The 18098-nt window shown below is 69.9% G+C and carries 17 protein-coding genes; 9 read left to right on the top strand and 8 right to left on the bottom strand.

The window, feature by feature from the left end; translation table 11 throughout:
* The first annotated feature begins 52 nt into the window (after positions 1 to 52).
* Genes cobT through cobC form a run of 3 tightly spaced genes read left to right on the top strand, consistent with a single transcriptional unit; the run spans position 53 to position 2443 of the window.
* Complete coding sequence (gene cobT, locus ACWMMN_RS13035; protein ID WP_486422735.1) at positions 53 to 1108, top strand: nicotinate-nucleotide--dimethylbenzimidazole phosphoribosyltransferase; 1056 nt, start codon at positions 53 to 55, stop codon at positions 1106 to 1108.
* Positions 1098 to 1874: an adenosylcobinamide-GDP ribazoletransferase gene (locus tag ACWMMN_RS13030; protein ID WP_486422734.1), complete on the top strand. Its 777-nt coding sequence runs from the start codon at positions 1098 to 1100 to the stop codon at positions 1872 to 1874. The genes cobT and ACWMMN_RS13030 overlap by 11 nt, the downstream gene beginning before the upstream one ends.
* Positions 1859 to 2443: an alpha-ribazole phosphatase gene (cobC, locus tag ACWMMN_RS13025; RefSeq protein WP_174992956.1), complete on the top strand. Its 585-nt coding sequence runs from the start codon at positions 1859 to 1861 to the stop codon at positions 2441 to 2443. The genes ACWMMN_RS13030 and cobC overlap by 16 nt, the downstream gene beginning before the upstream one ends.
* Before the next feature lie 123 nt (positions 2444 to 2566).
* Here the strand turns inward: cobC and ACWMMN_RS13020 are convergent, their stop codons facing one another.
* The 4 genes from ACWMMN_RS13020 to cobU are packed head-to-tail and all read right to left on the bottom strand — an operon-like array spanning position 2567 to position 5985.
* Entirely contained in the window at positions 2567 to 3484 is a 918-nt protein-coding gene (locus tag ACWMMN_RS13020; protein ID WP_340624377.1) for a cobalamin-binding protein, read from the bottom strand.
* Positions 3481 to 4500: a threonine-phosphate decarboxylase CobD gene (gene cobD, locus ACWMMN_RS13015; RefSeq protein ID WP_486422733.1), complete on the bottom strand. Its 1020-nt coding sequence runs from the start codon at positions 4498 to 4500 to the stop codon at positions 3481 to 3483. Before cobD ends, ACWMMN_RS13020 begins: the two co-directional genes overlap by 4 nt.
* Complete coding sequence (gene cbiB, locus ACWMMN_RS13010) at positions 4493 to 5437, bottom strand: adenosylcobinamide-phosphate synthase CbiB (protein WP_059233454.1); 945 nt, start codon at positions 5435 to 5437, stop codon at positions 4493 to 4495. The genes cobD and cbiB overlap by 8 nt, the downstream gene beginning before the upstream one ends.
* Positions 5431 to 5985, bottom strand: a complete 555-nt coding sequence (gene cobU / locus ACWMMN_RS13005) for a bifunctional adenosylcobinamide kinase/adenosylcobinamide-phosphate guanylyltransferase (protein ID WP_059233455.1) — start codon at positions 5983 to 5985, stop codon at positions 5431 to 5433. The genes cbiB and cobU overlap by 7 nt, the downstream gene beginning before the upstream one ends.
* A 74-nt stretch (positions 5986 to 6059) precedes the next feature.
* Between cobU and ACWMMN_RS13000 the strand changes: the two genes are divergently transcribed.
* The 4 genes from ACWMMN_RS13000 to ACWMMN_RS12985 all read left to right on the top strand — a co-directional run bounded on the left by ACWMMN_RS13000 (position 6060) and on the right by ACWMMN_RS12985 (position 9150).
* Complete coding sequence (locus tag ACWMMN_RS13000; protein ID WP_486422732.1) at positions 6060 to 7562, top strand: cobyric acid synthase; 1503 nt, start codon at positions 6060 to 6062, stop codon at positions 7560 to 7562.
* An 82-nt stretch (positions 7563 to 7644) separates the two neighbouring features.
* Positions 7645 to 7782, top strand: coding sequence for a hypothetical protein (locus ACWMMN_RS12995; RefSeq protein WP_174992953.1), 138 nt, complete (start codon positions 7645 to 7647; stop codon positions 7780 to 7782).
* Between the two features lie 148 nt (positions 7783 to 7930).
* Complete coding sequence (locus ACWMMN_RS12990) at positions 7931 to 8344, top strand: DoxX family protein (protein WP_486422731.1); 414 nt, start codon at positions 7931 to 7933, stop codon at positions 8342 to 8344.
* A gap of 137 nt (positions 8345 to 8481) precedes the next feature.
* A complete protein-coding gene (locus ACWMMN_RS12985; RefSeq protein ID WP_174992951.1) occupies positions 8482 to 9150 on the top strand; it encodes a ParA family protein in 669 nt (222 codons plus the stop codon).
* A gap of 94 nt (positions 9151 to 9244) precedes the next feature.
* On the opposite strand, the gene panD is transcribed toward ACWMMN_RS12985, so the two are convergent.
* The 4 genes from panD to ACWMMN_RS12965 all read right to left on the bottom strand — a co-directional run bounded on the left by panD (position 9245) and on the right by ACWMMN_RS12965 (position 11848).
* Positions 9245 to 9631, bottom strand: a complete 387-nt coding sequence (panD, locus tag ACWMMN_RS12980) for an aspartate 1-decarboxylase (protein WP_031398432.1) — start codon at positions 9629 to 9631, stop codon at positions 9245 to 9247.
* A gap of 44 nt (positions 9632 to 9675) precedes the next feature.
* Entirely contained in the window at positions 9676 to 10515 is an 840-nt protein-coding gene (panC, locus tag ACWMMN_RS12975; RefSeq protein WP_059233459.1) for a pantoate--beta-alanine ligase, read from the bottom strand.
* 267 nt (positions 10516 to 10782) lie between these two features.
* A complete protein-coding gene (locus ACWMMN_RS12970) occupies positions 10783 to 11655 on the bottom strand; it encodes a segregation and condensation protein A (RefSeq protein ID WP_059233460.1) in 873 nt (290 codons plus the stop codon).
* Between the two features lie 4 nt (positions 11656 to 11659).
* Positions 11660 to 11848: a DUF3460 family protein gene (locus tag ACWMMN_RS12965; RefSeq protein ID WP_011352889.1), complete on the bottom strand. Its 189-nt coding sequence runs from the start codon at positions 11846 to 11848 to the stop codon at positions 11660 to 11662.
* Between the two features lie 247 nt (positions 11849 to 12095).
* Between ACWMMN_RS12965 and ACWMMN_RS12960 the strand changes: the two genes are divergently transcribed.
* Entirely contained in the window at positions 12096 to 13910 is a 1815-nt protein-coding gene (locus ACWMMN_RS12960) for an autotransporter assembly complex protein TamA (RefSeq protein WP_059233461.1), read from the top strand.
* A gap of 28 nt (positions 13911 to 13938) precedes the next feature.
* On the top strand, positions 13939 to 17982 hold the full coding sequence (locus ACWMMN_RS12955; RefSeq protein ID WP_486422730.1) for a translocation/assembly module TamB domain-containing protein: 4044 nt from the start codon (positions 13939 to 13941) through the stop codon (positions 17980 to 17982).
* Positions 17983 to 18098: the final 116 nt, after the last annotated feature.

Genomic DNA, 18098 nt, shown 5'->3' with positions numbered 1-18098 from the left:
TTCCGATTCTTTCGATGCGCGGCGCATGCCGCGCGCACGACACGGCTCCTCGATGACGACTCCGACCCACTTCCCGCCCGCGATCGCGCCCCTCGACGACACACTGCGCAAGCGCCTGCAGCATGTGATCGACCACAAGACCAAGCCGCCCGGCAGCCTCGGCCAACTCGAGGCGGTCGCGCTGCAGATCGGCCTGATCCAGCGCACCGAGCGGCCGGTCGTGCAGCGTCCGGTGACGATCGTGTTCGCGGGCGACCACGGGATCGCGGCCGAGGGCGTCAGTCCCTATCCGCAGGCGGTGACTGCGCAGATGGTCGCGAATTTCCTGGCCGGCGGCGCCGCGATCAACGCGTTCTCGGGCGTCGCGCAGAGCACGCTCGAGATCGTCGATGCGGGCGTCGCGTCACCGCTGCCGCTGTCGGACCGGCTGGTGTCGCTGCCGGTCGCGCGCGGCACGCGCAACTTCGCGGCGGAGCCGGCGATGACGCGCGACGAGGCGATGACGGCGCTGGCCGCCGGCGCGGCACGTGTGCGCCTGCACGCATCACTCGGCACGAACGTGATCGGTTTCGGCGAGATGGGGATCGCGAACACGTCGTCGGCCGCGTGCCTGATGAGCCGCCTGCTCGACGTGCCGATCGACGCATGCGTCGGGCGCGGCACGGGCCTCGACGACCAGGGCCTCGCGCACAAGCGCGCGGTGCTCGGCCGCGCGCTCGTCAAGCATTCGCACGCGGTCGCGCCGCTCGACGTGCTTGCGACGTTCGGCGGCTTCGAGATCGCGATGATGACGGGCGCGTACCTCGCGGCCGCGAGCGAGCAGATGACGATCCTCGTCGATGGTTTCATCGCGACGGCCGCGCTGCTCGTGGCCGAGCGCATCGCCCCCGGCGTGCGCGACTACTGCGTGTTCTCGCATACGTCGCACGAGGCCGGACACCGGCGCATGCTCGAGCATTTCGGCGCGAAGCCGCTGCTCGCGCTCGACCTGCGGCTCGGCGAAGGCACGGGCGCCGCGCTCGCGCTGCCGCTCGTGCGCGCGGCGGCCGCGTTCCTCAGCGAGATGGCGAGTTTCGAATCCGCGGGTGTCGACAATCGTGACGCCTGATCGCGCGCGCGGCGTGCGGGCCGAACTGCGCTACTTCTTCGTCGCGCTCGGTTATTTCACGCGCGTGCCCGTGCCGAGTTCGATCGGCTACGCGGCCGGCGATCTCGACCAGGCCGCACGCTATTTCCCGCTCGTCGGCGCATGCGTCGGCGCGTGGGGCGCGCTGGTCTATCTGGTCGCGCTGCGCGCGCTGCCGGCGTCGATCGCGGTCGGGCTGTCGATGGCCGCGACGCTGCTCGCGACCGGCGCCTTCCACGAAGACGGCGTGGCCGACAGCTGCGATGCGTTCGGCGGCGGCTATACGCGCGACGACGTGCTGCGCATCATGCACGATTCGCGGATCGGCACGTTCGGCGCGGTCGCGCTCGTGATCTCGCTCGGGCTGAAATGGCAAGCGCTCGCGTCGATGCTGCCGCTGCGCGCCGCATGGACGATGATCGCCGCGCATGCGGCGAGCCGCGCGGCGGCCGTGAGCCTGCTGATGACGCTCGACTACGTGCGGCCCGAGGGCAAGGCGAAACCGGTCGCGCAACGGATGGGCGCGCGAGCGGCCTGCGTTGCTGCGATCTTCGGATTGCCCTGGCTGTTCTGGCCGGACTGGCGCATGGGCGTCGCGGCGTGCGTGGCGCTCGCGCTCGTGCGCGCGTGGGCGGCCCGCTATTTCGTGAAGCGGATCGGCGGTTATACGGGCGACTGTCTCGGCTTCGCGCAGCAACTGTGCGAGCTGGCGATCTATCTCGTGGTGCTCGGATGGACATCGTCCTGATCCGCCACCCGGCCGTCGGCGTCGAGCCGGGCATCTGCTACGGACGCAGCGACGTGCCGCTCGCCGCGCCGGCCGACGCCGGCGCGCAGGCCGTACGCGCACATCTGGCGGATCTTGGCGCGCCGCTGCCCGACCGGATGTGGACGAGCCCGCTGATGCGCTGCGCGTCGGTTGCCGAACGGCTGGCGCGGGCATTCGACGTACCGCTGCGGCGTGATGCCGGCTGGCAGGAGATGGATTTCGGCACGTGGGAAATGCAGCGCTGGGACGATATCGACCGCGCGGCACTCGACGCGTGGGCGGCCGATCTGATGCATGCCTGCGCGCACGGCGGCGAAAGCGTCGCGCGATTCGCCGCGCGGATTGCACGGCAGGCCGATGCGATGACGACGTTCGACGGGCCGCAATGGGTCATCACGCATGCGGGCGTGATCCGTGCGTTCGCGTCGCACGTTTTGCGTGTCCCGCTCGATACGCTGTTGTCGCGGCCGGTGCCGACGGGCGGTGTCGTCTGGCTGCGCGCGGATGCCGCCGCGCGAACGTGGGAAGTCGTCCGCTGGGACGAATAGGCGCGCCGCCGCCTGCATGCAAGCGGCACCGCGCGCGGTCAACAACGTCTCGGGCATCGGTCGCATTGGTCGCATTGGTCGCACCGTTCGCCGGTGCGCGTTGACCGCGCAAGTCGCCGGGACTCAGCGCGCCGGCCGCCGGGTTCGCGCGGCATCGAGGTCCTCGCACAGCGCGGCCGCACCCTGCGCGATCCGCGGCGATGGCCGCGTCAGCAGATCGCCGTCGATCGCGAACAGGTTGTTGCGCGCCACGGCCGTCAGCGCGGGCCATGCGCGCCAGCGCGCGAGGCTCGGCAGCGGCTCGTTCGAACGGGTTGCACCGGCGCTCGTCGTCACGATCGCTTCCGGATTCGCCGCGAGCACGGCCTCGTCGGTGACGGTCGGCACGAGCGGCTTGAGCGACGCGAACACGTTGCGGCCGCCGCATAGTTCGATCACTTCGTTGATCAGGTGGGCGCCGTTGAGCGTCATCAGCGGCCGGTCCCACACCTGGAAGAACATCGTGACGGGCGGACGCGCCGCGTAGCGTGCGCGTAGCGAGCCGATGTCGTGCGTCAACGCAGCCGCGGCCGCATCGGCCGCCGGTTGCGTGCCGAGCAGCGTGCCGAGCCGGCGCAGCGACGACGACACGTCGTCGAGATGTTTCGGTTCACTGAAGAACAGCGGGATGTGCAGCGCGCGCAGCGCGTCGGTTTGCCGCTCGGCGTTGCCGTGCCGCCAGACGACGATCAGGTCGGGCTTCAGCGCGGCGATCCGTTCGAGGTCGAGCGCCTTGTTGTCGCCGACGCGCGGCACGGCCTGCGCGGCGGGCGGATAGTCGCTGTACGTGACGGTGCCGACGAGCTTCGCGCCGCCGCCGGCCGCGTAGACAAGTTCGGTCGCGTGCGGTGCGAGACTGATGACGCGCTGCGCGGGCGCGGGCAGCGTGACCGGATTGCCGGCGTCGTCGCGCGTCGACACATCGGCGTGGACAAGCGGCGCGTAAGCGAGCGCGGCCACCATCGCGGCCGGAGCGAATCCGCGAAACGTGCGCGGAGTCATGCGGATTCCTCGTGCAGCAGCGGCAAGCAATGGGCGAGCGCGTCGCCGAGGCGCTGCCATTCGGCTTCGCTGCCCGGCAGGCCGACGCGTACGCTCGACGGTGCCGGGAAGTACCGCGTCCAGATCCCGCGTGTCGCGAGTGCCGCATGCAAAGCCGCGGCGCGCGGGTCGTCGGTCCAGCTGAAGAGCGGCGTCGCGTGAACCGCGAAGCCATGTGTGCGCAGCAAGGCCGCCATACGTTCGCCGTCGGCCGCGAGGCGCTCGCGGGCGGCCGCTTGCCACGCGCGATCGGCGAACGCCGCCATCACCGCGTGACGTGCCGGACCGCCGACTGTCCACGCGCCGAGCATGTCGCGCAACGCGGCGATCCGGTCGGGGCACGCGAGCACGAAGCCCGCGCGGATGCCGGCGAGCCCGTAGAACTTGCCGACCGAGCGCAGCACGACCAGCCCCGGGCGATCGACCTGCGGCGCGAGCGACTGCGACGCGCCGGTATCGGCGAACGCCTCGTCGACGATCAGCGTGCCGCCGCGCGTCGCGAGTTGCGCATGCCAGCCGAGCAGGCGCGCAGCCGGCACGAATTCGGCGGTCGGATTATTCGGATTCCCGACGATGACGTGGCGCAGCGTCGCTGGCAGCATGTCGGTGCCGATGTCGAGCGGCACGACGCGATGGCCGTGGCGCGCGAACGCGGGCGCGTATTCGCCGTACGCGAGCGCTGCGACGCCGGCGTCGCCGGCCGGCAGCAACGCGGGCAACGCGCGGATCGCGGCCTGGCTGCCGGCGACCGGCAGCACGTGTGCGGGATCGGGCGCGTGGTAATACTGCGCGGCGCAGGCCGCGAGGCCGTCGCCGTCGTCGGGCAGCCGGCGCCAGGCGTCGGCCGGGACGGGCGGCACCGGATAGCCGACCGGATTGATGCCGGTCGACAGGTCGAGCCATGCGTCGTACGGAATGCCGTGGCGGCGCGCGGCTTCGTGCAGGTTGCCGCCGTGCGCGATGCGTGTATCAGACATGATGGGTGGCCATGGCGAGTGCGCCGCTCGCGACCAGCAGCGCGAGCCACAGGGCAAGCGTGCGCGTGACGAGCGACAGCGCGGCGACGATGTGGAGGGCGGTGGCCGATGCGCCGGTGCCGAGCGCCGGACGATCCTCGATTTCGCCGTGATAGACGGCCGGGCCGCCGAGCTGCACGTTCAGGCTGCCGGCGCCCGCGGCCATCACCGGGCCCGCGTTCGGGCTGTCCCAGTGGCGCGCCTGCGTGCGCCAGCAGCGCCAGGCGGCGGCCGTGTCACCGAGCAGCGCGTAGCTCGCGGCCGTGAGGCGCGCGGGTATCCAGTTCAGTGCATCGTCGAGGCGCGCGGCGGCCCAGCCGAAGGTCAGGAAACGCGGCGTGCGGTAGCCCCACATCGCGTCGAGCGTGTTCGCGAGCCGGAACAGCAGCGCGCCGGGACCACCGGCAACGACGAACCAGAACAGCGCGCCGAAGATCGCATCGTTGCCGTTCTCGAGCGCCGATTCGACGGCCGCGCGCGACAACGCGCCTTCGTCGGCGTCGCTCGTATCGCGCGACACGATGCGCGCGGTCAGCGTGCGGGCGGCCGCGAGATCGTGCCGCAGCAGCGCGGCGGCGATCGGCGCGATATGCTCGCCGAGGCTCTTCGCGCCGAGCGCGAACCACAGCAGCGCGACGTGCAGCGCAGCCGCGAGCGGCCAAGGCAGCACGGAGACGAGCCAGGCCGCGACGGCCACCGGCGGCACGACGGCCGCGATCCACGCGGCGACGCCGACCATGCGGCCGCGCCGGCCGGTGTTCAGTGCGCCTTCGATGCGTGCGGCGAGGCGGCCGAACGCGACGAGCGGATGCCAGCCGGCCGGTTCGCCGAGCGCGCGGTCGACGATCGCGGCCGCGACCGCGAGCATCGCGACGACGGGCAGCGACAGCATCAGCATGACGGCGCTCCGGCCTTCAGGTCGAGCGGCAGCCCGGCGACGAGCAGCGTCACGCGCGTCGCGAGCGCAGCGACGCGCTGGTTCAGGCGCCCGAGCTCGTCGACGTAACGGCGCGTGACCGACCCGAGCGGCACGACGCCGAGCCCGATCTCGTTGCTGACGACGATCACCTTCGCGCGTGCGCCGCGCAATGCTTGCTCGAGCCGCTCGACCTGCGCCGCGTACTGCGCATCGTCGAGCGGTGCGCCATCGGCCGGGCACAGCAGGTTCGTGAGCCACAGCGTCAGGCAATCGACGAGCAGGCACGCGTGCGGATCGTCGAGCCGCGCGAGCGTGCCCGCGAGGTCGACGGGTGCCTCGGCGAAGCCCCAGTCGGCCGGCCGGCGCGCGCGATGATGCGCGATGCGCTGCGCGAATTCGGCATCGGCGGCGGTCGCGGTCGCGATGTAGGTGACGGGGCGGCCGCTGTCGGCGGCGAGCCGCTCGGCGTGCGCGCTCTTGCCCGAGCGCGCGCCGCCGAGGACGAAGGTGAGGTCGTGCGGAATCATCGCGTGATTGTAACGGCGCGGGCGACCCGTCGCGGGCGATAATGCGGCCTTTGCTTCGCAACGACCTTCACACGATGAATGCACCCGAGCCGCGGCCGCGCGGCACGCTGATGATCCAGGGCACGACGTCCGACGCGGGCAAGAGCACGCTCGTCGCGGGCCTGTGCCGCCTCGCGCACCGTGCCGGTGCGCGCGTGGCGCCGTTCAAGCCGCAGAACATGGCGCTCAACAGCGCGGTGACGTCCGACGGCGGCGAGATCGGCCGCGCACAGGCGCTGCAGGCGCTGGCCGCGGGTGTCGCGCCGCATACGGATTTCAACCCCGTGCTGCTGAAGCCGACGAGCGACCGCGGCGCGCAGGTGATCATTCACGGCAAGGCGCGCATGAACCTCGACGCACGCGCGTATCACGACTACAAGCCGGTCGCGTTCGATGCGGTGCTCGAATCGTATGCGCGCCTGCGTGCCGGTTACGACACGGTGATCGTCGAAGGCGCGGGCAGCCCGGCCGAGATCAACCTGCGCGAAGGCGACATCGCGAACATGGGGTTTGCCGAGCGCGTCGACTGCCCGGTCGTGCTCGTCGCCGACATCGACCGCGGCGGCGTGTTTGCGCATCTGGTCGGCACGCTCGCATGTCTGTCGGACAGCGAACGCGCACGCGTGCGCGGCTTCGTGATCAACCGCTTCCGTGGCGACATCGGGCTGCTCGAACCGGGGCTCGACTGGCTGCGCGCGCAGACGGGCAAGCCCGTGTTCGGCGTGCTGCCGTACCTGCACGGGCTGCTGCTCGACGCGGAAGACATGCTGCCCGCGCAGGCGCGCAGCGCCGCCGCGCGCGGCGACGCCGGCGTGCTGCGCGTCGTCGTGCCCGCGCTGCCGCGCATCAGCAATCACACGGATTTCGATCCGCTGCGCGCGCATCCGCAGGTCGAATTCACGTACTGGAAGAGCGGCCACGTGCCGGACGCCGACCTGCTGATCCTGCCCGGGTCGAAGAGCGTGCAGCGCGATCTCGCGTGGCTGCGCGATGCGGGCTGGGATGCGGTGATCCGTCGCCACCTGCGCTACGGCGGCAAGGTGATCGGCATCTGCGGCGGGATGCAGATGCTCGGCCGCACGCTCGACGATCCGCTCGGCCTCGAAGGCGCGCCCGGCAGCGTGCCGGGGCTCGCGCTGCTCGATTTCGACACGACACTGCAGCCCGACAAGACGCTGAAGAACGTCACGGGGCACGTCGCGCTGCCGGGCGGGGCCGCCGTGCGCGGCTACGAGATCCACATGGGCGACACGCGCGGGCCCGCGCTCGCGGCGCCCGCGCTGATGCTGGCAGCCGACGATGCGCAGGGCGGCGCGCGTCCCGACGGTGCGGTTTCCGCCGACGGCCAGATCCTCGCGACCTACGTGCACGGGCTGTTCGACGCGCCTGACGCCTGCGCGGCGCTGCTCGCATGGGCCGGTCTCGACGGCGCGGAACGGATCGACTATCCGGCGCTGCGCGAGGCATCGCTCGAGCGGCTGGCCGACACGTTCGCCGACCATCTCGACCTCGACGCGCTGTACGCCGAGTTCCGTTGAGGCCACGGCGGTTCGTGCTCGCTTTTTCCGCCCGATCGCGTACAACAGAGGAGGGCGGAGGTCCGCCTGGAGGAGTGCGACGATGAAGGCTCGATGGTGGTGGAGCGTGCTGCTCGCGGCGCTGCTGGGCGCGTCGGCGGTTGCGCACGCGTGCGATTCGTACGCGCCGGGCGGCCAGTCCGGCTCCGGCGACGCCACACAAGGCAAGAGCGGTTACTGAAGCATCGCAACGGGCATGATCGGTCATGCCCTTTTTTGGCGTTATTCGTTCTTGGTGGGAATCAGTTAAAGCGTATTGGTGTGTTTATCGGCTGAAATGATTCGAATAGAGTGCGATCCATTGTCATCCACTCACGAAGGAATCCGCCATGAACGCCAATCGCCTGAACGATTTCGCCGCGACGCTGTTGCGTGTCGCGCTCGGCGTGTTGTATCTCGCTCACGTCGCACAGAAGGTGTTCGTCTTCACGCTGCCCGGCACCGCGCAGTTCTTCGCGTCGATCGGCCTGCCGGGCTGGCTCGCGTACCTGACGACGCTCGTCGAGCTGGCGGGCGGCCTCGCGCTGCTCTCGGGCTTCCGCGTGCGCGTCGCCGCGCTCGTGCTGCTGCCGTTCATGCTCGGCGCGACCGCCGCACATCTGCCGAACGGCTGGAGCTTCTCGTCGCCGAACGGCGGCTGGGAATATCCGGCGTTCTGGGCCGTCACGCTGGCCGTGCAGGCCCTGCTGGGTGGCGGCGCATTCGCGATCGGTGCGCGGGAGGCCTCGGTCCAGCGCGTGTAAGGCGGGCGAAAGCGGCGTCCGGATCGGCGCAACCCGTTCCGGTGACACCCCGTTTGCCGATATCATCGCTCCCTGTATCCGCAATCGAGCGGCGCCAGCCATGCGGCCGGCGCCGCGCGGCTTTTTCGGGGGAATTCATGACGGTGATCGTGGTGGCGAATCCGAAGGGCGGCGTGGGGAAGAGCACGCTGTCCACCAATCTTGCCGGCTATTTCGCGGCGCAGGGCGCCTGGGTCGCGCTGGCCGACCTGGACCGGCAGCAATCCGCGCATGCGTGGCTCGACCTGCGGCCGGCTGGCTTGCCGCCGATCGAGGCATGGGATCTCGACCCGGACGCGCCGTCGAAGCCGCCGCGCGGCCTCGAATACGCGGTGATCGATACGCCGGCCGGCCTGCATGGCACCCGCCTCAACCTCGCGCTGCAACTGGCCGACAAGGTGATCGTGCCGCTGCAGCCGTCGATGTTCGATATTCTCGCGACCCAGCAGTTTCTGGAGCGCCTGGCCGGCGAGAAGGCCGTGCGCAAGGGCAGCGTCGAGGTCGGGATCGTCGGGATGCGGGTCGATGCGCGCACGCGTTCGTCCGACCAGCTGCACCGCTTCGTCGAAGGGCTCGGCCTGCCGGTGCTCGGCTACGTGCGCGACACGCAGAACTACGTGCAGATCGCCGCGCATGGCCTGACGCTGTGGGACGTCGCGAAGAGCCGCGTCGAGAAGGATCTCGAACAGTGGCGGCCGATCGTCGAATGGGCCGAACGCCGTGCGCCGAAGGCGGACAAGGCCGAGAAGGTCGCCAAGGCGTCCTGAGCGTGCAGCCGCCGCGCGTGCGCGGGGCGAAATGAGAAGGGCCGGATCCCGTGCATTACGGGATCCGGCCCTTTGCGCATGAACGGCGGCCGGATTACGTCCAGTTCTGCGTCGGCACGTGATCGCGGTGGCCCTTGATCTTGTTGCCGTCGTCGATGAACACGAGCTTCGGCTTCCAGCCGGCCTGCAGTTCGGCTTCGTCGACCATCGCGAACGCCGCGATGATCACGAGGTCGCCGAGCTGCGCACGGCGCGCGGCCGAACCGTTCAGCGAGATCATCCCGCTGCCGCGCTCGCCCTTGATCGCGTACGTCGAGAAACGCTCGCCGTTGTTGATGTTCCAGATGTCGATCCGTTCGTTTTCGACGATGTTCGAGGCTTCGAGCAGGTCTTCGTCGATCGCGCACGAACCTTCGTAGTGCAGTTCGCAGTGCGTGACCGCCGCGCGGTGGATCTTCGATTTGAGCATGTGGCGCTGCATGGTGTCTCCGTGATGCGTCGTGAGAGGCGCGGGCGGGCCGCCCGTCAGATTTCCAGGTTGTCGATGAGGCGCGTCGCGCCGAGCTTCGCGGCCGCGAGCACGACGAGCGGCTCGCCGGCTTCGAGTTCGGCGGCGCTCGGCGCGATCAGGTTCGCGCGGCGGCGGATCGACAGGTAGTCGGGCGCCCAGCCGCGCTCGGCCAGGTGCGTGCGGGCCTGTTGCTCGAGCTTGCCGAGGTCGCGCTCGCCGCCGAGCACGCTTTCGCGCATGCGCTGCAGCGTCTTCGCGAGTTCGGGCGCTTCCTTGCGCTCGTCGGTGGACAGGTAGCGGTTGCGCGACGACAGCGCGAGGCCGTCCTCGTCGCGCACGGTTTCGGCGGCGATGATGTCGACCGGCAGCGCGAGCTGCTGGCACATGCGGCGCACGATCATCAGCTGCTGGTAATCCTTCTTGCCGAACACGGCGACGCGCGGCTGCACGCAGGCCATCAGCTTCGACACGACCGTGCACACGCCGGTGAAGAAGCCCGGCCGGAATTCGCCTTCGAGGATGCCGCCGAGATCGTCCGGCGGCAGCACGCGGTATTCCTGCGGTTCCGGGTACATGTCGCGCTCGGTCGGCGCGAACAGCACGTACACGTTTTCCTTCTGCAGCTTCTCGATATCGTCCTGCAGCGTGCGCGGATACTTGTCGAAATCCTCGTTCGGGCCGAACTGCAGCCGGTTGACGAAGATGCTCGCCACGACCGGGTCGCCGTGCTGGCGCGCGAGACGCATCAGCGACAGGTGCCCTTCGTGCAGGTTGCCCATCGTCGGCACGAACGCCGTGCGGTTCTGTCCGCGCAGCTGGTCGCGCAGTTCATGGATCGAGCTGATGACTTTCATGATCGGGTAGCGGGTTCCTCGCGCAGGCGCGCGTTGGCGCCGCAGCAGCGGCGTCGGGGTCGAAGCGGAGAACGCCGGCGCGCGGGCGGCGCATCGGGCGTCGGCGGATTGTAGAGGATTTGGCCGCCGGACGCATCGATAAAAGAACGATCGTTCACTTTTTAGCCGGGCGTGCCGGAAACCCGCGGGACGGCCAGCCGCCGCGGCGAGACGGCGAAGCGGCGAGCGCCGGGATGAAGCGGGGAACGGGAAGCGGCGGGGCGGGCGTTACGCGGGCAGGTACGCGAGGCGCACGTAGATCGGCGCGAACGGCTCGGCCTGCGTGATCTCGAGGAGCGATTCGCGCGCGAGCTCGAGCATCGCGATGAAGTTCACGACGACGACCGGCACGCCGCGCGACGTGTCGAACAGGTCGGCGAACTCCATGAAGCGTGCGTTCTGCAGCCGGCGCAGGATCAGGCTCATGTGTTCGCGCACCGACAGCTCCTCGCGGGAGATCTTGTGGTGCTGGACGAGCTTCGCGCGCTTGAGCACGTCGGCCCACGCGCCGCGCAGGTCGTCCGAATTCACGTCGGGAAAGCGCGGCGTGACGCTTTGCTCGATGTACACCTCGGCGCGCAGGAAATCGCGGCCGAGCTGCGGCAACTGGTCGAGCCGCTGCGCGGCAAGCTTCATCTGCTCGTATTCGAGCAGCCGGCGCACGAGTTCGGCACGCGGATCTTCCGCTTCCTCGCCGGTGTCGGCCTTCTTGACCGGCAGCAGCATGCGCGACTTGATCTCGATCAGCATCGCGGCCATCAGCAGGTACTCGGCCGCCAGCTCGAGGTTCGACGTGCGGATCTGATCGACGTAGCCCAGATATTGCGCGGTGACCTGCGCCATCGGGATGTCGAGCACGTTGAAGTTCTGCTTGCGGATCAGGTACAGCAGCAGGTCGAGCGGGCCTTCGAACGTCTCGAGGAAGATCTCGAGCGCGTCGGGCGGAATGTACAGATCCTGCGGCAGCTTGAAGAGCGGCTCGCCGTACAGGCGAGCGAACGCCGCGACACCGTCGACCGTGTCGGGCGTCGAATCGGCGCCCGCGGGCGCGGCGATCGCGTCGTCCTGCCGGGCGGCGCTGGCCTCGTCGGCGGCGCTCACGTCGTCAGAAGTTCTGGTAGTAGACGTACGACGTTTGCTTCACGCGCGATTCCTGCTGCTCGGCGCGCTCTTCGAGGTCGATCGGCTGCTTGTCCCACAGCAGGGAACGGCCCTTGCGCTGCTCATCTTCGAGCGTCGGCTTCTGCTGCTTGAGCTGGTTCAGGAACTGCGTGACGTCGGACTGGTACGGCATGGCTGGATCTTCCGTTTCGGGCGGCGCACGATGCGCCGGATTCGCGATGGCGGGATTTTACCGCATCGCGGGGAACAGCCGGCGCCAATCGCGCGTCGAATCCGCGGGCCGGTGCCGACAGGCATCGTGCGGCGGTCGTGCCGGACCTAGCACTCTTTCACATTCGTTTGGCTTTGGCGTCCGCGCCCTGTGGTCAAATACAGGGTTTTCCACGAAACCGTAACAATCCAGGACGGCGAGGTCATATTTGGCGGGGCAGTCGAACCAGCAAGCACACACGGCGCACGACGCGGGCCCGCGCGCAGTACGCGATCGCGCCGGCGCCGCGGCCCGTGTCGCGCGGACGACCCTGGCGGGTTGCCTCGTCGCGTTCTTCGCGCTGCCGGCCCATGCGAAGTACGACGTCGACATCGACGCGCCGCGCTCGATCCGCAAGCTCCTCAAGACGCATCTCGATATCGCGCGCTTCGCGAAGCGCGACGACATCAGCGACGACCAGTTCGACTTCCTCGTGACCGCCACGCCGCAGCAGGTGCGCGACCTGACCGCGACGGCCGGCTACTTCTCGCCGGTCGTGCGCACCGACGTGCGTACGCGCGACGGCAAGCGCGACGTGCGCATCGCGGTCGATCCCGGCAAGCAGACCGTCGTGTCGACGGTCGACCTGACGTTCAAGGGGCCCGTCGACACCGAGGATCCGAAGCAGGAGGCCGCGACCCGTTTCGCGTTCTCGCTGAAGCCGGGCGACCCGTTCACGCAGGCCGACTGGGACGGCGCGAAGGGCGCGGCGCTCAGGCAACTGCAGGCGCGCCGCTACATCGGCGCGAAGATCGTGTCGTCCGAGGCGCGCATCGATCCGCGCACGCAGCGCGCCACGCTCGCGGTGACGTTCGACAGCGGCCCGACGTTTACGATCGGCAAGGTCGATGTCGATGGCGTGCGTCGCTATCCGGAGAAGATCGTCACGAACGTCAATCCGCTATCGGAAGGCGAGATCTACGACGTGCAGCGGATCGCCGAATTGCAGCGGCAGTTGCAGAACACGCCGTACTACGCGAGCGTCGCGATCGACGTCGGCGACGATCCGGCGAAGCCCGAGCGCACGCCCGTGCACGTGAAGGTCAGCGAGTTCCCGTACAACAACATCCGTGGCGGCGTGGGCTTTGCCACCGACACCGGGCCGCACGTGCAGGGCTCCTATACGTATCTCGACACGTTCGGCGCCGCGTGGCCGCTGACCGTGTCGGGCCGGCTCGACCAGATCCAGCAGTACGGGCAGGTCCAACTGTCGATGCCGCCGGGCGAGAAGGGCTGGACCAACAGCGTGCTCGCGTCGTACACGAACACCAACGTGTCGGATACGCGCATCTACAGCGCGCGGATCGGCGCGCAGCGCACGCGCACCGGCCAGTTCATCGACTATTCGTATTCGCTGATGTACTACCAGGACCGGCTCGACCAGAACGGCGCCGGGCCGACCACGAGCCGCGCACTCGTGCCGCAATGGGCATGGACGCGCCGCAACGTCGACGATCCGCTGTTTCCGCGCTCGGGCAACCTGATTCACGCGGAGGCCGGCTTCGCGGTCAAGGGCGTGCTGACCGACCAGACCTTCGTTCGCGGCTACGCGCGCGGCCAGCAGTACCTGCCGGTCGGCAAGCGCGACCTGTTCGTGTTCCGCGCGGAGCTCGGCGGCGTGTTCACGGGCGGCAGCTCGACCGGCGTGCCCGCGTCGCTGCTGTTCCGCGCGGGCGGCTCGAATTCGGTGCGCGGCTACGGCTACCAGAGCATCGGCAACAGCGTCGACGGCTCGGTGCTGCCGACCAAGTACCTGATGACGGGCACGGCCGAGTACCAGCACTGGTTCAACCGTGACTGGGGCGCCGCGACGTTCTTCGATATCGGCACCGCGACCGATGCGTGGGGCGAGCGCGTGTTTTACCCGGGCGTCGGCGTCGGCGCGCGCTGGCGCAGCCCCGTCGGCCCGATCAACGTCGACGTCGCATACGGGTTGCGCAACCATAGCGTGCGCCCGTACCTGACGCTCGGCATCGCATTCTGACCGTACCGCTTCCTCGACGACGAACCGCATGACGAAGGACCCGAACGACACGCCGCCGCCTCACGATCCGGACTCGCCCGACGGCGCGCCCGATACGCCGCCGCGCGCGCCGCGCCGCGGCCGCGCGGTGCGCGTCGTCGCGTGGACGCTCGCGACGGTCGTGCTGCTCGTCGTGCTGGCAGCGGGGCTCGTGGCGGGCGCGGTGATGACCGAGCGCGGCACGCGGCTCGCGTGGCAAGTGGCCGGGCACGTGCTCGGCGCGCGGCTCGCGGGTACGCTCGAAGGCGGCTCGCTCGCGACCGGCGTGCGGTTGCGCGGGTTCGCGTGGACGAGCCCCGACGGCACCGGGACCGAAATCCGCATCGACCGGCTCGACGGCCGCTGGGCGCTGACCCGCGCGCCGTGGCGGTTGTCCATTGCCTATCTTCGCGCCGGCACGATCGACGTGCGCATCCCGCCGGGGCCGTCGACGCCGAGTACGACGCCGCAGGACCTGAGCCTGCCGCTGCAGTTGCGCATCGACGACCTGCGCGTCGATCACCTGGCAATCCACGACGGCGGGTCGACGACGCAGCTCGACCATATCGCGCTGAACGGCCGCAGTGACGGCCGTCACCATGAACTCGTGCTCGACGGCGTCGATACGCCGTACGGCGCGCTGACCGCGCGCGCGAAGCTCGAAGGGGTAAAGCCGTTCGCGCTGACGGGCGAAGCCACCTACGCGGGCAAGCTGTCCGACGAGCCGGTCGACGCGCGGGCGCGCGTGTCGGGCTCGCTCGAGGCGCTCGTCGCCGACGTCAATGCGAGCGGGATGAAGCTGAACGGGCGCGCACACGTCGAGGCCGCGCCGTTCGGCGCGGTGCCGCTCACGCGCGCGTCGCTCGCGTTCGACCACGTGAACCCGCAGGCGCTTTCACCCGGCGCACCGATGGCCGATCTCGCGGTGCGGGCGGAACTCGCGCCGGTGACCGCGCCGGCCGGCTCCGCGCCGGCGAAGGGTTTCGCGGTGACGGGCCCGGTGTCGATCGTCAACGCCAAGCCCGGCACGCTCGGCGACCATCTGCTGCCGGTGATCGACGCGCATGCGAGCGTGCTTCTCGACGCGCACGCGCAGCGGATCGACGATCTCGCGTTGAAACTGATCCGCGACGGCAGCGTGACGGGCAACGGCACGTTGAAGGGCGGCAAGGGCCGCTTCGACCTGAAGGTCGCGAACCTCGACCTGAACGCGTTCGTTGCCGAACTCCGGCCGATGCGCCTCGGCGGCCCGCTCGGTGTGACGCTCGCGGGCGACGTGACGACCGTCGACTTCAACCTGAACGACCCGAAGCTTGCGCTGGGCGCGCGCGCGAAAGTCGCGCTGACGCCGCAACAGACCGTGCTGACCGACGCGCGCGTGACGGCAGGCAAGGGCCGCATCGACCTGACGGGCGTGTTCCGTCACGACGCGCATTCGAGCTACGACGCGAAGGCCACGCTGACGACGTTCGATCCGCTGCTGCTCGCCGCGCTGAGTGCGCCGAAGGCCGGCGGCGGCAAGGCACCCGCCAAGGCGGCCAAGGCATCGGCCACGCGCGGCGAGACGCGCGTGTCGGGCACGTTGACGGCATCGGGCGCGTTCGCGCCGCAGGTGTCGACCAAGGCGACGTTCAAGCTCGGCGACAGCCTGTACGACGGCGTGCCGCTGACCGGTGCCGGCGTCGTGCAACTCGCCGGCTCGCGGATCCTGCCGAGCAATGCGACCCTGTCGATCGCCGGCAACCACGTCGACCTGCGCGGCAGCTTCGGCGCGCCCGGCGACCGATTGCGCTTCGTCGTCGACGCGCCGCAGCTCGACCGGCTCGGTTTCGGCGTCGAAGGGCTCGTGCAGGCGCAGGGCGACCTGACCGGCAGCTTCGCGCATCCGAACGTGACGGCTACCTACAAGGCCGAGCACGTCGTCGTCGGCTCGAACCGGATCGGTACGGCACAGGGCCGCGCGGACATCCGCGACGGCGCGCACGGCGCGCTCGTGTTCACGGCCGACGCGTCCGATATCGCACTCGGTTCGCTGAAGCTGAAATCGCTGCGCGCGAACCTCGACGGCACGCGCGCGAAGCACACGCTGGATGCATCGGCGCTCGGGATGGCCGGCGGCCGCGTGATCGACCTGACGCTCGCGGCGAACGGCGGCGTGGTCGAGAATCGCGACGGGATGCGCTGGGACGGTACCGTCACGCGCCTCGCGAACCGCGGCACACCGGCGCTTGCACTGCAGGCGCCGCTGACGGTATCGGCCGGCGCCGGTCGCGTCACGCTCGGCGCGACGCGGCTCACGCTCGAAGGCGCGGCGATCGACCTGAAGTCGTTCGTGTTCGATCACGGCCAGATGCGCTCGGCCGGTTCGGTGAGCGGCGCGTCGGTCGCACGTTTCCTCGAGGTTCGTCAGGAGCTGACCGGCCAGCGGCCGCCGGTGCGGACCGACGTCGTGCTCGATGCCGACTGGGATTTCTCGCTCGGCGCGAACGCGACGGGTTACGTGCAGGTGAAGCGCCGCGGCGGCGACGTCACGATCGAAAGCGGGCGCGGCATCGCGTCGCTCGGGCTGACCGACCTGTCGGCGCGCGCGAACTTCACGCCCGGCAACCGGCTCAACGTGACGGCGCTCGCGAAGGCGAGCCGGATCGGCACGCTCGACGCCAACGTCACGGTGCCGTTCGCGCTGCGCGACGGCGTGTTCGGCGTCGTCAACGACGGCCCGCTGTCGGGCCGCATCGACGCCGATATCCCCGCGCTGAAGACGACCGGCAACCTGTTCGGGCCGAGCTACCTGCTCGGCGGACGCGCGGCGCTGAAGCTGACGGTCGCCGGCACGCCGGTGAAGCCGAACCTGTCGGGGATGCTGACGGGCGACGATCTGTCCGCGACGCTCATCGACCAGGGCGTGCAGTTGAAGGACGGCATCGTGCGCGTGAAGCTGTCGGACAACCTCGTCGAATTCCAGCAAGTCGAGTTCCACGGCGGCGACGGCACGCTGCGCGCGCTCGGCCGCGTGCGCCTCGACGGCGAGGCGCCCGACCTGACCGCGAGCATCGTCGCGGACAAGCTCGAGCTGTTCGCGGCGCCGGACCGCAAGCTGTCGCTGTCGGGCAAGGCGACTGTCGCGAACGACGGGCCGCGCGGTGCGTTGTCGATCGACGGCAAGTTCGTCGTCGATCGCGCGCTGTTCGACCTGCCCGAGCAATCGGCGCCGCACCTGTCCGACGACGTCGTGATTGTGCAGCCGGACGGCACGGTGCGCGGCGAGACGCCGACGGGCACCGCGGTCGCGAAGCCGAAGCCGGTCGAGGACAAGCCGGCGCCGTCGCTCGCGCCGCGCGCGAACATCGACATCGGCCTCGGCAACAACTTCCGCTTCAAGGGCCACGGCGCGGATCTCGGGCTGCGCGGCACGATCACCGTGATGAGCGCGCCGGGCGTGCCGCTGCGCGCGGTCGGCAACGTGCGCGTGACCGAAGGGTCGACGTACACGTCGTTCGGCCGCAAGCTCGCGATCGAGAACGGCTTCTTCACGTTCAACGGCCCCGTGTCGAACCCGGGCGTCAACATCCTCGCGATGCGGCGCAACCAGGAGGTCGAGGCCGGCGTGCAGGTGACGGGCACGATCCAGTCGCTGACGGTCAAGCTCGTGTCGGAGCCGAACGTCACGGACAACGAAAAGCTGTCGTGGCTGCTGTTCGGGCACGGCACCGACCAGGGCAACAACGTCGGCCAGCAGGGTGCGATGACCGCGGCGCTCGGGCTGCTCGGCAGCGTGACCGGCAAGCGCGTCGCGCAGACCTTCGGTCTCGACGAGGTGTCGGTCGGCCGCAGCGAAGTCGGCCTGACCGATCCGCAGGTCGTGCTGGTGTCGAAGGCGATCAACGAGCGGTTCGTGCTCGGCTTCGAGCAGGGGCTGCAATCGGCGGCCAACGCGTTCAAGGCGACGATCAACCTGACGCGCTTCTGGTCGGTGTCCGCGTACGGCGGCACGTTCCAGGGCGTCGACCTGAACTACACGCGGCGCTTCGACCGGTGGTTCAGTCAACGGTGACGGCGGCCGCGGCGCGCGACAGTGTGGCGCGCCGCGCCGATTGATTCCGCTGCGTGCGGTTTGTGCACCTATCCTTGACAATCGTTCAAATCATTCTAGATTGATCACGTTCGCGT

The sequence above is a fragment of the Burkholderia cepacia complex sp. TUM26381 genome (genome assembly GCF_057439935.1).
The sequence above is the reverse complement of the archived record's forward strand: the minus strand, read 5'-3'. Positions and strand labels throughout refer to the sequence as shown.